The sequence below is a fragment of the Paenibacillus radicibacter genome (assembly GCF_024721995.1).
Taxonomy (GTDB): Bacteria; Bacillota; Bacilli; order Paenibacillales; family NBRC-103111; genus Paenibacillus_AM; species Paenibacillus_AM radicibacter.
Window position 1 is genome coordinate 1 of record NZ_JANQBC010000020.1, and the last position, 14,426, is coordinate 14,426.

Below are 14,426 nucleotides of genomic sequence, written 5' to 3' on the forward strand. Positions count from 1 at the left end.
CGACTACAGTCATATCACTAGAGTGCCTAAAGGGGCAGCCTTAATAGTAACATCAGGTCAAGTAGGAACAGATATGAAAGGCAATGTTCCGAAGAGTTTAAACGATCAAATAACTAATACTTTTGCAAACATGAAAAAGGTTCTTGAATCAGAGGGGTTGTCTCAAAAAAATGTTATTAAGGTTAATATCTGGGCGACTGAAGAAATAGACTGGGATTATTTCGACCTTAAATGGAATAAGTTTTTTGATAATGAATTCCCATCTATGACAATTGCATATATAACAGCATTAGGATTGCCTGAATTAAAAATAGAAATTGAACTATGGTGTGCTGAAACTTAATGACAAAAAAGGAACAGTGTTTTACTGTTCCTTTTTTGTCATATTCTGTTCTTGTTTCTACTTGAGTTAACCTGCACCGTTAGTGGAACCAGAAACTTTAACTAACAGGATTTCTTATCAAACTTTTTTATAAGTGATCAGACTTTGTTTTAAATTATCAAACTTTATTTTAATTTCCATATTCAAGGTTGGATTTAGCCAATTCTACAACAATCATCGGTCTTATCACCTAACCTCCACACTGGTTAGTCCAATAAGATAATCCGCCCTACTTATTGAACAATCCTGCCAGTTAGCGCAACGCGGCTGACGATCTATGCTGGCAGCCGCGTTTTAATTAAGCTATAGTGTTCAGTTAGCTCAACAAGACTTATTTATTTGAGATTTAATAAATAAGATCATCTCTAATTTGGATCCCATGTAATTCGCAAAAATCTCTATATTTATTAAGGACGGTATAAATATCGTCTTGACCAACAATTTGATCGTTCTCATCAAAATACTGAAGAGAGCCCCCTAATATGAAAAGAGTTACTACTTCTTCATCTTCTGTAATCAGGGTATGAATATCGCCTGGTGGTTCATATATAAAGGTACCTGATTCAGCCACCCATTCGCGCCCTTCATATCTCCATTTACCTTGAATATTGTAACCAATTACGGATCCCCCAGTGTGTCGGTGTCTTCCCAAAACCTGATTGCTCTTAATTTTAAATAAGTAAATCCATGTTCCGGTGTTTAGATCAAAACGTAAAGGCTTGAAATAACAAGATTGATTCTCAGTGAACGGAACCCAAGGCACTTCTTCAATGTTAACTATCCGTTCTGGCAACTGAAATTTTTCAGCGAGTTTTATTACTGATTCTTCAATAAGATAATTCAAAGAGAGCACCCTCATTCAATGTAGTTAATTTATAGTTAGTATTCGAAATCCGACCCAATTTCACCTTTATTTTCAACAAGCAAGCACCACGCTAAACTGCCCGTTAGCGCAAAACGGCTGCCAATCCATGTCGGCAGCCGCGTTTTAGTTTATTATTGAGCTATCGTTACCCGTTAGCGTAACAAGTAACCCTTTATACACTTAACTATCCTGGATGGTCCCTCTTAAAGCGAAATCAATAGCACTTTCAGCATGAATTCTTGTTGTATCATAAACGGGTATACTGCAATCATCTTGCGAGATGAGTAATGTTATTTCTGTACATCCCAGAATAACGGCTTCTGCTCCTTGCAGCTTAAGATTATTTATGATCTTTAAGTAGGTTTGCTTGGACTCTTCTTTAATAATTCCAAGACAAAGTTCTTGGTATATGATGTCATGTATAACCAATCGATCCACTTCATTTGGCACAATTACCTCAAGTCCAAACTTTTCAGTGAGTCTGCCCTTGTAAAAATCTTGTTCCATCGTAAATGAAGTGCCCAGTAACGCGATCTTCTTGACTCCATCTTTAACAATTTCAATCGCTGTTGAATCTGCAATATGAATTAACGGAATACATACCGATCTTTCTACTTCTTGTGCCATCTTATGCATTGTATTTGTACAAATGACGATTAAATCTGCTCCTGCCATTTCAAGTTTTTGTGCTGAATCAATCATAATTCTTGTAGCCTCAGCCCAGTTTCCTTGATGCTGTAAAGTCTTGATATCTTGAAAATTCACAGAATACATAAGACTTTTAGCGGAATTATGCCCACCTAGTCTTTCTTTTACATATTCATTAATAATTTGGTAATAAAGTAAAGATGACTCCCAACTCATTCCACCAATAAGACCAATAGTTTTCATTATTAAGCACCTCACTTATTGTTAACATCATTTTCTCACAAGGAGTTTAAGTATACAATAAATTGAGGATATCGCATCTAATGCCCTCATCTGAACATAGATACTATCCTGTTTTTTGAACTTTGCTGTGAACTCGATTTTATATTTTATATGTTGAAACTAATCTGCCCGTTAGCTCAACAGGCTGCCGTTTGCCGGCAGCCTGTTGAGTGTTGCGCTAAAGCTTCCCCGTTACTTCAATGCCTATTCCGACACTTGGAGCACCGGTTGTTACCTAAAGTTCGGGACTCCGTTCTTCGTTTTTTTATTTCTTTACAATAGGAATCCATACCTCGCAGCAATAATCTTCGGACATCGTATTTCCCAGCGGATAAAGCTCGAAATCGGGCCCCTCAGCCTGCTCATATCCCGTAGTCGGGAACCATTCCTGGTAGATGCGGCCCCAAACCTCTTGGATCGCCCCGGGCATCGGACCGGTAGAGGTAAAAACAGCCCACGTGGCTGCAGGAATCTGTATTAATTCAAACCCGGTTTCAAACGCTGCCGCATCAGTCTCTACCGCAATCGCGTATTTAAAAACCTCACCATCCTGCTGGGTATCATAGCAGAGTCCCAGCATTTCTTGGGTTTTTCCTAGGGCAGCAATTCTTCCGACAGTTCCGTCCGCGTGACTATCTCGCCAAAACTTCGGAATCTCCGTTGAATTCTCTCCCTCTATAGTGGATGTTCGGATCGATTTTCCTATGACGGTGAACGCTTCTTTTTGCACAATTCTGTAGTCCATTTCTTTATCTCCCTTCAGTGATAGGTGGAAGGAGATGCGAGGGAAGGCCTTCAGTTGAACGCCGGGATTCCGGGCATCGGAGGGCGAAATGCCGTGTAGCTTGCGGAACGCCTTAGAGAACGACTCGGGCGAATCGTAACAGTACTTCATGGCGACATCGATCACCTTCGGACCGGACAGCGCGAGCTCTTGCGCCGCCAAGGTCAAACGCCGTTTCCGTACATACTCGGCTACGGTCATACCCGTCAGCATAAAAAACATTCGCTGAAAGTGATAGGGGGAGGAGTACGCCGTCTTCGCAAGTTCCGCAATATCCAACGGCTCCTCCATCTTCGCTTCCATCAAGTCAAGCGCCGACATCATTCGATTCAGCCATTCCATTCGCAAAAACTCCTCTCTAAGAACATGGTATCACGACTAGGTAATAACAACCTGTCATTGTGTGCGGTCGTATGACAGATGCTGAAATGAAAACTGCTCCAGTTAACGCGGTTATCCATTCATGTTCTTGTTCTGTTCCTTTGGATTTGAGTACATGTTACACATGCCATGGTTCACTGTATTTGATGTTAGACTAAACTTCCCAATAGCTCAACAGGCTGCCAATCTACCGGCAGCCTGTTGTCGTTGTGCTATTGTTCTCCGTTAGTGGAACAAGACATCTATCTATAATCTTTAATTCCATTTTCAAAGGCTTGCCTATCGTTATTCTCAAAACCATGTAGTGCTTCTTGCAATGCAAATGTACTTTTATAAAATTTCACACGCTCAAAAATTTCAGTTCCTTTGGGATATAGGTTAATGCACATATTGAAAAAATCTTCACCGTAGCTGGAAAGTATTCCAGCAAAGTCATACGCTGGGTCTCCTAAACCAGAACCACCAAAATCTATTATCCCTGAAATCATACTTGTTTCTGGATTCCATAAGATGTTAGATGCTCCCAAATCTCCGTGTAAAAGTGTAATACCTAAATTTGAGAATGCTTCCCCTTTTAGAAACGTTTCAAAAGATAGTGATATTTCCTTTTGAGCGTCTTTTCTGATAAAAGGAAATAATTTATTTTGAATCTTATCATACAGGTTATACATCTCTTCACGAGGATTACGAACCTTTAGATTCAAATCTCGACTTACTTTTTCTCCTGAAATAGAATGGAGTCCTACAAGAAAAGAAACAAGTTGTTTTGCCAACCCTTTAACCAATTCAACACTCTTAACACCTGTTAAACTTTCCTTCCACAAAGGAACACCCTCTATTAGGTTATAGCCAGTGAATACCTTACCTGGTTCTAACTCTTCAAAAGAATGATAAATTGGATTCGGAATAGGAGTGGAGACTATTCCTTTAATGTATTTCAAAATTTCCGTCTCTCTTCTTAATTGAATTATTCCGTTTTTATATTTCGGAAATCTAAATACCAGAGATTTATTAACAATTAACACATCATTGTTTTGTCCAATGTCATTTAGATAATAGTCTTCAATGTATATGTCAGGATAAACCCCTTTAATGATTTCAATGAATTTATTCATAAAAAACTCCCTTTTAATGTTTATTTCTATTGGTCAAATTCTTCATTTCCTGTCAAAACCCTTCTTTCTAATTTCTCCACTAAACTGCCCGTTAGCTGAGAAAGCTGCCGATCCATTACTGTCGGCAGCCTTCTCCTGAAGATTATTGAGCTAAAGTGTCCAGTTAGTTTAGCGTTTCTCCGTTTCTCCATTAAATAATGTTTTCTCTTTTACGCTATCGGCGTTCCTTTGCTTGCTCCCCTCGCTCCTCTGCAAGATAGCTTCTCAGCACCAGGAAGGGCAGCAGCCCGATCCCGATGAAGGCAAAGCAGAAGAGCCAATCGCTATTCCTTTTAGCAGCGCCTTGAGCGTGCTCATGGGACCGCTAAGAATTGAAGGATCTCCCGGTTGACGGTATCCGCTTTTACGTTGGTCATCGTATGCCCCGCATCTTCGATAATCCGATAAGGAAGTGAATGTCTATTCAGGAAACGGAGCATGGGCTGATGATAGGCAATGGGGTCATGTCGTCCAATCATAAATAGCTACCGGTCGCTGATCGGCTCGAAGTCCTCTGGTCGGAACTCAATCATCTTGCGCCTAGGAGGAATGCTGTACTTGAGCAAATAGACGAAATGAGCGAGCAGTTCCGGGTTACCCGTAAGCTCGAAGTCCGGACCGCTCAACTTCTTCAGCAGCCGAGCAGCCGATCTCTCGTTAGGGTAAAGCGCCTCAGGGAGAAACGCGGTAAGCGATCGCAGCATCCTCAACTTCGACACCCAGCCTTTCACGGGGAAGGACCCGGCCATGCAGACCATGTTCAGCACTCGCTGAGGCCGCTGCATCGCATACTGCAAAATAAAGGTGACACCGTAGGAAACGCCGGCCATATGTACACGCTCCAACCGCAAACCGTCCAATAAATCGTCAATCCATAGCGTCGACTCAAACGCCATGTCGTATGTCTCATTGGGCTTGCTCTTGCCGGGAGCGCCCAACGTATCAACCGCCACGACGAAGAAGCGTTCAGCAAGCGCTCTCATATTGTAGATCCACATGATGGCCGAGTTGTCCCCTACCCCATGGAAAAGGACGAGCGGCGGGTGATCCTTGTCACCCGCCGTGATAACGTGTGTCTCACCGAATCGCGTCATGATGAATTGTTCTTCATAGGGTAGATCCCATGTTTGAAGGAGTCTATCGTAAGATGCCAGCAACAGTTCCTCTCCATCCTTGCTCTTGAATATCTTTGCCACAGCCTTCATCCTCCTTGAGTATCGTCTGATCTGCGTTGCAGACCACTCCATAGATCCAACCAAAAGGAACGAATCCACTCTTCCTTCATTTGGGGCACCGTGTGCATCCAGGACAGCAGACCGTCCCGCATGGAGCGATAGGACATGACGAGCCTTGCCGGTGAATCACGGCAGACTACCCCTTCTTCAATCGCTCTGGAGAAGAGCCCGATCACCCCTTCGTGAAAGAACCGATCGCGCCCCGCCAGATCAACCCTCACCCTCTCCCGGAGATGCAGGGGTGGGAAAAGGACAATTTGCGTCCACAATGCGGCAAACTCAGTATTCCGGTGATAGTAGAGAATATAGCCTTGGAAGATCCAGAACAACTGCTCCCCGACCGGCATACCGGCAGATTCCTCAAACAGCGTACGATTGAGCTTCTCGTAGTCAGCAGCCGCATCCTCATAGATGGCGAGGAACAGCTCGTCCTTCCCGGTGAAGTGGGTGTATAACGAGGCCTTGTTTATGCCGACCTCCGCCGCGATGTCTCCCATGGAGGTCCCTTCGTAGCCCTTGACCGCGAACTTTAACCTTTGTTTTTTCTGCTTGTCCAGCAACTTCTTTAAACTGATTTATTGGATGTTCAGATCCTTTTCAAGCTCAGCTGAACCTTGAGATTCTTCACGCTTGAGTCGATTCATGATACCATCTACGATCTGCTCATCTGCAAGCATCGTCCGAATCCACTTTAACACTTGTTCTTCTACAAGCTCTTTCTTGATTAAGTTCGAACCGCGTTCCGTCTTGCCTTTAGAGTGGTACGTTTGGCACATATAGTATAAATGATAGCCAGAGCCGTCTCATTTCTTCGACTTACTCATCACTGTTCCAGCACCACATACAGGACAGCGTAACAAACCCGTTAATATGAACTCGCCCTTAAGATTATTACTTTGGCTGCTATATTGTTCATTATTCAGCTTGTTGACAGCATGAACCTTATTCCACAATTCCATATCTATAATAGCTTCATGCGCCTCTTGAACAATTGTTGGATCTGACTTGCCCGCCCTTCTTTTACTGCTCCAATCTCGAACTTTCCCCCAACTCATGCTCCCCGTGTACTTCTCAACGTGATAAAATATACAGCCCAACGAAGCGGAACTCTGATTTTTCAAAATAAGTGCGCAAAACATTTTACTTCAAACCATAATACGACACTTTTAGACAATAGATATAGCATCTAAAAATCGTGTCTACTGATCCTCAATTATAGGGAACAGTAATTGAATTAAAAACCCTTTCTCATGCTCAGACTCAACTTCGATATCTACCCGTAATTCATCGCATAATTTCTTTACAAGATACAATCCTATACCAGTAGACTGCCTTGGATTAGGACTATCTCCTGTAAATCCTTTGTCAAAAATGAAAGGAAGATCAGAATTAAGCACCCCAACACCATTATCCGATATCCTTAAATAATACCGATTATTTATGCTGTCAAACCCAGTTTTTAGCCAGATATAACTATCAACTTTTTCATTAGAGTATTTAACCGCATTAACAAATATTTGCGTAAAAATAAACTGGAGCATCTTTTTATCTGATACAATTGGCACATCTTCCATCTGAGAAATAACTTTAACTTCTTTTTCATCCAGTAATGACTGAAGTTCCAATAGTACATCTTCACAGCAGAGACTGAGCGAGATTCTCTCTAAGTGATAGTCAACATGTGATGCCCGTAATCTTGCATAAAATAATATCCGCTCAACATTATCACTGATGTTAATTCTTGCATGTTCAAGTCTTTGATACACTAATTCTGACATTTCTTCTTTACGGTTTTGTAAAACCAAGGTAGCTAAAGAAACAGGTGTCTTTATCTCGTGAACCCAACTTTCAATAAATTCCTCATAATCTAGTGTCTGTAATTTAACCTCATCTAACTGGTCATTCAGCATCCGTAATTTATTGGCTAGATAATTCACCTTTTCTTTATGCATTTCACTTATGGATTTTATCAATGCACATTCATGCTCCGGTGATGGTTCTCTAAGAAAAGTATAATATGCTTTGTCTTTCTTCACTTGTCCTTTCCTAACAAGTAACATACCCAAAACAATACTAGCTGCAGTAAAAATAAACATAATACCAACTAGAAGCTCGAATGTTTCGGGATACGCCACCCAAGCAAGAAAAGTGAAAAAAGCACCATTTAAACTGAGAAGTAATATCCAAGGACGTGATTCCTTTAGAATATTTAACCAATCACTTGGCTTCATTGGATATCACCTCCTATTAGCTGATAGCCAATTCCTCTGATAGTCTTGATTCGATTAGACAATCCAACCCCATCAAGGGTTTTGCGCAATCTAGTCATATTCACTTGTAGTATGTTCTCATCCACATAGTCGCTGCTTCCCCATAGCAGATTAAAGAGCTCTTCCTTTTTTACGACTGAAGGGGAAGCCTTTAACAAAGCGTTAATAATAATTCCTTCATTCTCCGATAATGAAATAGAATCCTTACCAACATACAATATATTTGCCATCTCATCTATTTGAAAATCACCAGCATCTAACATAACATGCATATTTGCATATAGGTGAATCAGCTTTTGAATCCTTGCAATCAGCCGTTTAGGATGGCAGGGCTTGGTTAAATAATCATCTGCACCTAAACCTAATGCATGCAGTTCGTCACGAAGTTGATTACGCGAAGTCAGTACTAAAATGGGGCCTATTCCCTTAGCCTTTAGTGCGCGGCAAATATCAAATCCAGATAGCTTTGGTAAATTTAAATCTAATAAAATTAACGAAGGAGAAGCTGAAACAATATCTTCCAAGGGGGTATCGAAAGAAGAGATACACTCTACAGAGTATCCCTCTTTCTCTAATATATTTTGCAGCTCATCACGTAGAAAAACATCGTCCTCAACAATGACTATCTTTTCCACGCATTCACCCCCGATCATATCTCTTTTAATTCCTTAATTTCTTCATCACTCTTTCGCTGAATCATCCAAATATAACAAAGTTCAAAAACTATAAATACAATAAGAGAAGTCACTACTGTGCTAGTACTTTTATTTAAGTTTATTGAATTGGGGAAAGCATCCAACATGGACCATATTCCAAATATAGAACTGATCAATGCTACCGAGATAACTAAACCAAAATATAACCAAATTTGTATCCTTGCTGATGAACATAGGGATTCAACACTTGCTCCTAGCATAGCTACTGTGGAATATCTATGTCTCGTACTTTTTTGCTGCATAAGGAACTTTAAGCCCAACACTGTGTTTGCAATGATTAAGAACATTATACCTAGATAGAATGTGGTATAACTACCTGCCACTGTATAAAACAATTGCCTCCCCATACTTGAAAGATAACTTTCATAGTCTAAGCCGGATTTATTGAGCAACTCATCTACTTCATACATGGCTTGCATTAAACCTTTTTCCTGAACAAAATCAGCGTTTAGAACCATATTCCAGAGGTGTGAATCCTGAGAACTTACAGCGAAGGTATCATAGATATCATCGGGAACGATTAATGCATATGAAAGAGTGATAGCCCTATCTGCAACTACGTTGCTTGTATATAGTTTTGATATTAATTTATATTGTTTTTCGCCCATGCTAACTGTTGGATTGAATTGCAGTACCTCCCTCAATATGTCATGAGTGTGGGAAAAATCTTCATCAGAATACAATGCAACTTCATCATCTCCTAATACGACAGGAGCTATATTGATAGATTTAAGTAATGCATTATAACTAGAAAGAGAAATTAAATAAGGGCTATCCTGTCTAGATAAATAACTTAATAAACTTTCTTTTTCTTGTGAATTTACTTCCCTGGAGACAGATTCTACTAATCCTGACCAAGAAAAAGTACTTAAAGCTTCATTTTCGGACTTCGCTGCATCGAAAGGACGAAAATAGCCCAATTTCATAACATAATACCCTTTTACATAAGGCTCCAGTTTATCTGATGTCAGCTCAGAAACAATTTCTTTTTCCGATCCTCTAAAAGTAAAGTCTACAGTTCTGCTAGATGTAGCACTATTATTTAGAGCAGTAGAAATTCCATATGCAAAACTAACCATTGCCATAAGAATTAACAGTGAAGATATAGCAAGTGAACCCCATTGGTTTAGAACATTTTCTTGAAGTTGTCTTCCTGTAAATACAAATAAACCGGTAGAAGAACTGCCCTTACGTTTTATCCATGCTCCAATCAAACTGCCCAATCCACGAAACAGTATGAAAGTTCCACTGATTCCGATGATGAGTATCAATGCAAACATCCTATAATCAAGGCTACGCAAATATAGAATTGCCAACCCATAGGCTACGCATAGAAAAATTGCTCCAAGGAGCAATACTGCTCCAGTCAGTAAACTAACTATGCTCCACACAGGTGAAAGGACCCGTTGCGTTTTTTCCTTCTGGTCATTTAGCAAATCTATAGGTTCCTTCCTGCTGATTTTCAAGCTAAGAATAAACACAGCTACTAGTTGAACAATAATAAAACCAACTACCGTTAGCCCCAGCCCAATCCAAGAGATATGAAATTGATGACCAATAATACCCATTCCAATAAGTCTAGAAGTTGCCAGACTTATTAACTCAGTTAAAAATAAGGAAACTGGAACTCCAATAATCAAAGCAACTAAGCCATTCCACAATGTTTCACCCATAATCATTGCAAACAGCTTGCTTCGATTCATACCCATCATTAAATACAATCCAAATTCATGACTACGAAGTTGCAATTGGTATTTATTAGCAAAATATACTAAGAAAAAAACGAAGAATAGCGAAACGGCATAGAGCATCGGAATCATTAGCAAAAGCCTAGCTACCGCATCACTTTCAACGGTCTTCAGATACAACATAACATCTTGTTCACCAAGTGAAAGGATAACATAAAAAGCTACAATTGAAATAATGAGTGAGGCAAAATAAACTCCATTCTCTTTTCGGGTCTTACGACTATTCCGCTTGATAAAATCAAAGAACATTGCTGCTGCCTCCTCCCAACTGTGCCACAACAGTTAAGATACGTTCATAAAAGGAATTCTGAGTTTCTCCAGGCACTTTCTTTCGAAGCTCATGGAATATCACACCATCTTGGATAAATAAGATTCTTGAGCAAAAGCTTGCTGCATTGGCATCATGAGTAACCATCAAAATGGTAGCCCCAACTGTATGATTGATTGAAGATAGTTTCTCCATCAAGATTTTTGCATTTTTGGTATCCAAAGCACCTGTTGGCTCGTCTGCTAATACAATGCTTGGATTAGAAATCAATGCTCTTGCCGCTGCAACTCTCTGCTTCTGGCCTCCTGATATTTGAGAAGGAAATTTATTTAACACATCTTCAATGTCAAATTGCTTCGCTAATTGTTGAAGCTGTAATTCTTGCTTTTTAGGATTCTCTCCATGTATAGACAAGGGTAAAACAATATTTTCTCTAGCAGTCAGATTATCTAATAATTCAAATCCCTGAAATAAATATCCAATTTTACTTCCTCTATATTTTGCTAGTTGTGATCCTTTAAATGAAGAAATATTCTGATCATCTAACATAATTTGTCCAGATGTTGGCTTAAGCATGGTTGCAATGCAATTTAGCAATGTGGTCTTGCCTGATCCACTTGCACCCATAATTCCAAGAAACTCTCCCGGGAGAACATCAAAGGTAATTCCCTTTAATGCAACAGTTTCACTTTGTCCCTTACCATATGTCTTATGCACTTCCTGAACTTGAAGTAGCTTATCTGAAATTTTCATATTCTATTCTCCCTCGTATTTTTTTCTATACTAATACCATATAAAAAAAATATATCAATTAACACTTACAGTTGTTGTAAGGTTTGTGTCGAGTGGAGTATCTCAATTATTTTGTTAATGTATTTAAAATTCGACTACCGTGGAAATCGTTAATAATTTTTCGGTTTAAAGGTTGTTTTTAACTAATTTGCCCTTAGTGTTGGAAGGTGATTCATTAGCAAATCTGTTCGTTCCACGCTACCTCTTATCAGCATCATACTTTCTCTCATCATTACTTACTTTAGAACAAGACAAGACCACATATAACTTTACGAAGAGCCCAGACCCAATTATAGCAGGTTAAAATGTACTCTTTTCTGATTTGACAACCATATAGCAATACGCTCCTTCAAGCGCACAAAAGCCCGAACGAAGTTAGCGTTCGGGCTTCAAAGGCAGATAAATGCGGCTCGTAATATACTACTCTCTAACCAGCGACACACAGCACTCCACATGTGTTGAGTGTACAGTAATAACAAATATTTATGTGTCCGAAAGAATAGTGTTTGCTCTGATGTAACATCAGTTTGTCACATTCGATGTATGCAAACATAGCCAATTCGTTGGACTTCCCACAGGCTGTACAAGTCTTCGCCCACGAAAGTCTGGCTTAATATTGGGGAATCTTCCGTAGAGGAGTGAGATGTTCCGCTAAACTCGAAAATATAAAAAACATTGACATACTTTTCATCTTCAGTCTATAATCCAATTACGGACCGACGGTCTGTAAAAGGAGATGTTTCACATGCCTAGAAATAAATATCCTGAAAGAACAGAAAAAAAAATACTAGAGGTTTCAAGAGAGTTGTTTTTTCAAAAAGGATATGATGAAACTACTATGCAAGATATCTTAGATAAAGGGCTTAGTAAAGGAGCGATTTATCACCACTTTAAATCAAAAAGAGAGATATTTGAAAGAATCATGCAAAATATCGAGGGAGGAGCTCCTTCTATTTCTCCCAAAACTGACAGTCTAAACTCATTAGAACAATTAAAATTCATACTCTCTCAAAGGCTTGAAGATAAGGAAAGAATTAAGCTACTTAAAAAAGCGCAGTCTTTATTTGAAGATCCTAAAGTATTTGGAGAACTCTATCAAATAAACATGAATTTTTCTGCAGATAAAATGAAGGAGTTCATCAACGCTGGAAATAAAGATAACTCAATGAAATGCCAATATATCCAAGGAACGGCAGAGTTAATCACGCAATTCTTTAGTATTTGGATGGGTACATCACTTTATAATGTAAGTGAAGATGATTTTTACAATAAGCTAGACTATTATAAAATGTTGTTCGAATGTTCTGGGGTTTCATTAATAGATTCTGATCTATATTCTAAGCTTACCGATTACTACAAAGAACTTGTACAAGCTACTTAGTGTAGCTTATATTTTCGCAACATACAGACCAACGGTCCGAAAAGGAGAAGAACATGATAAAAATAATAGGTATTACAAAAAAATATGATGGTGTTGCAATTTTAGATAATTGTAATTTTGAAGCTAACAATAAAGTCTATGGTTTACTTGGAAGAAATGGAGCTGGGAAGACCACGCTCTTTAAAGTATTGCTTGGATTAATTCAAGCAGATGAAGGAACAGCAACAATATCTGGGTATGACTCACAGAAACAAACGGAGAATTTATTGAAGTATGTGGGTGCAACTATAGAAACCCCAAAAATATATTTACATTTAACGGCATTTGATAACTTATCTATTCACCTGTCTTATATGGATATTGAAGAAAAGCTACATGATCAATTAATTTCCGAGGTATTAGCAATGGTTGGACTCATCAACCACAAAGATAAAAAAGTAAGTAAATTTTCATTAGGGATGAAGCAACGATTAGCTATTGCTAGAGCAATTGTACATAAACCAAAAGTATTAATACTTGATGAACCTTTAAATGGACTTGACCCAATCAGCATCAAAGAAATGAGAGGACTGTTCAAAAAACTATCTGCCGAACAATCGATGACTATTCTTTTCTCAAGTCATATTTTACAAGAAGTATTAGCAGTATCAGACCATTTGCTCGTTTTACAAAATGGAAGTCTAGTTGTAAATACGAGTATAGGCGAGTTAAAAGAAAAATATGAGGATCATATCGAAGATTACTTAATTCACATGATGGAGGATAAAATATATGCTTAAATTAATGAAATTAGAGTTAAAAAGACAAAACTTAAAACCGTTCTTGTTAGCAACTATTATGATAACGGTTGGAATCCTTATGTTCGGATTTTTCTTTGCATTGGTTGCAAAAGTTAAACCAGAAGAAGCATCAGCAAATGCAATGGTGCTCACTTATGAGTACGTATTGAATATGATGCATCTCGTTTCTTTAGCAAGCTTTTCGATATTTTCTTCTGTCGTATTTTGTAAATTCATTATAGAGGATTATAAAGACGATTCTCTCTATCTGATGTTTCTCTATCCAGTTAAAAGAGCAAAAATATTCATTTCCAAACTCTTAATTTGTGCAATCCTTACTGTAATTTGTAGCTTTATTAGTCAACTGCTTGCTTATGGTATTTTCATTGGAACAGAACTCTTCTTTCCAATAATGACTAGTGATTCTCTGAAATCCATTAACACTTTAGATATCATACTTCAATTGGTATCAGTATCTCTACAAAGCTTAATTGTAGGCATACTTGCAACGAAACTTGGTTTTATAAAACGTTCAATTCCAACGACAATTATTACCTCCGTACTCGTTAGTGTGATCTTATGTAACCTATTTACAATATCAAATATGAGTTTTGTATGGTTGGTGATTGTTCTACTATTTATTATTTCGATTATAGTTGTAGTTAATCTGAATCAGAATATTAAAACAATGCAGTTAGAAGGTGAATAAAATCATTGGACTTTATAGATTCCAAAACAAAA

Annotated in this window: 17 protein-coding genes; 4 read left to right on the forward strand and 13 right to left on the reverse strand. The window is 38.7% G+C overall.

Annotation, left to right across the window (positions count from 1 at the left end; all coding sequences use genetic code 11):
* Positions 1–343, forward strand: a 343-nt coding sequence (locus NV379_RS25145; protein ID WP_258210092.1) for a RidA family protein, incomplete at its 5' end; no start/stop codon positions are given.
* Between the two features lie 385 nt (positions 344–728).
* Here NV379_RS25145 and NV379_RS25150 read toward each other — a convergent pair.
* The 13 genes from NV379_RS25150 to NV379_RS25210 all read right to left on the reverse strand — a co-directional run bounded on the left by NV379_RS25150 (position 729) and on the right by NV379_RS25210 (position 11,486).
* Entirely contained in the window at positions 729–1,226 is a 498-nt protein-coding gene (locus NV379_RS25150) for a 2,4'-dihydroxyacetophenone dioxygenase family protein (protein WP_258210093.1), read from the reverse strand.
* Between the two features lie 201 nt (positions 1,227–1,427).
* Positions 1,428–2,138: an aspartate/glutamate racemase family protein gene (locus tag NV379_RS25155; RefSeq protein WP_258210094.1), complete on the reverse strand. Its 711-nt coding sequence runs from the start codon at positions 2,136–2,138 to the stop codon at positions 1,428–1,430.
* A gap of 304 nt (positions 2,139–2,442) precedes the next feature.
* Positions 2,443–3,303 (reverse strand): AraC family transcriptional regulator, encoded by an 861-nt coding sequence (locus NV379_RS25160; protein WP_258210095.1) that lies wholly within the window; start codon positions 3,301–3,303, stop codon positions 2,443–2,445.
* 281 nt (positions 3,304–3,584) lie between these two features.
* Positions 3,585–4,457 carry a phosphotransferase family protein gene (locus tag NV379_RS25165; protein ID WP_258210096.1) on the reverse strand — a complete coding sequence of 291 codons (873 nt, stop codon included), beginning with the start codon at positions 4,455–4,457 and terminating at the stop codon, positions 3,585–3,587.
* Between the two features lie 353 nt (positions 4,458–4,810).
* Positions 4,811–4,975 (reverse strand): hypothetical protein, encoded by a 165-nt coding sequence (locus NV379_RS25170; RefSeq protein WP_258210097.1) that lies wholly within the window; start codon positions 4,973–4,975, stop codon positions 4,811–4,813.
* 6 nt (positions 4,976–4,981) lie between these two features.
* A complete protein-coding gene (locus NV379_RS25175; RefSeq protein ID WP_258210098.1) occupies positions 4,982–5,692 on the reverse strand; it encodes an alpha/beta fold hydrolase in 711 nt (236 codons plus the stop codon).
* Between the two features lie 5 nt (positions 5,693–5,697).
* Positions 5,698–6,291 (reverse strand): TetR/AcrR family transcriptional regulator, encoded by a 594-nt coding sequence (locus tag NV379_RS25180; RefSeq protein WP_258210099.1) that lies wholly within the window; start codon positions 6,289–6,291, stop codon positions 5,698–5,700.
* Between the two features lie 15 nt (positions 6,292–6,306).
* Entirely contained in the window at positions 6,307–6,507 is a 201-nt protein-coding gene (locus NV379_RS25185) for a hypothetical protein (RefSeq protein WP_258210100.1), read from the reverse strand.
* Positions 6,508–6,534: 27 nt separating this feature from the next.
* Positions 6,535–6,870 (reverse strand): recombinase family protein, encoded by a 336-nt coding sequence (locus NV379_RS25190; protein WP_258210101.1) that lies wholly within the window; start codon positions 6,868–6,870, stop codon positions 6,535–6,537.
* A gap of 60 nt (positions 6,871–6,930) precedes the next feature.
* Positions 6,931–7,962, reverse strand: coding sequence for a sensor histidine kinase (locus tag NV379_RS25195; RefSeq protein WP_258210102.1), 1,032 nt, complete (start codon positions 7,960–7,962; stop codon positions 6,931–6,933).
* A complete protein-coding gene (locus NV379_RS25200; RefSeq protein ID WP_258210103.1) occupies positions 7,959–8,636 on the reverse strand; it encodes a response regulator transcription factor in 678 nt (225 codons plus the stop codon). Before NV379_RS25200 ends, NV379_RS25195 begins: the two co-directional genes overlap by 4 nt.
* Positions 8,637–8,650: 14 nt before the next feature.
* A complete protein-coding gene (locus NV379_RS25205) occupies positions 8,651–10,714 on the reverse strand; it encodes an FtsX-like permease family protein (protein ID WP_258210104.1) in 2,064 nt (687 codons plus the stop codon).
* Complete coding sequence (locus tag NV379_RS25210; protein WP_258210105.1) at positions 10,704–11,486, reverse strand: ABC transporter ATP-binding protein; 783 nt, start codon at positions 11,484–11,486, stop codon at positions 10,704–10,706. Before NV379_RS25210 ends, NV379_RS25205 begins: the two co-directional genes overlap by 11 nt.
* 784 nt (positions 11,487–12,270) lie before the next feature.
* Here NV379_RS25210 and NV379_RS25215 point away from each other — a divergent pair.
* From NV379_RS25215 to NV379_RS25225, 3 genes are read left to right on the forward strand one after another with little or no spacing between them, the layout of a single operon-like run.
* Positions 12,271–12,906, forward strand: a complete 636-nt coding sequence (locus NV379_RS25215) for a TetR/AcrR family transcriptional regulator (RefSeq protein ID WP_258210106.1) — start codon at positions 12,271–12,273, stop codon at positions 12,904–12,906.
* 53 nt (positions 12,907–12,959) lie between these two features.
* Positions 12,960–13,685, forward strand: coding sequence for an ABC transporter ATP-binding protein (locus NV379_RS25220; RefSeq protein WP_258210107.1), 726 nt, complete (start codon positions 12,960–12,962; stop codon positions 13,683–13,685).
* Complete coding sequence (locus NV379_RS25225) at positions 13,678–14,394, forward strand: ABC transporter permease (RefSeq protein WP_258210108.1); 717 nt, start codon at positions 13,678–13,680, stop codon at positions 14,392–14,394. Before NV379_RS25220 ends, NV379_RS25225 begins: the two co-directional genes overlap by 8 nt.
* The last annotated feature ends 32 nt before the right edge of the window (positions 14,395–14,426 follow it).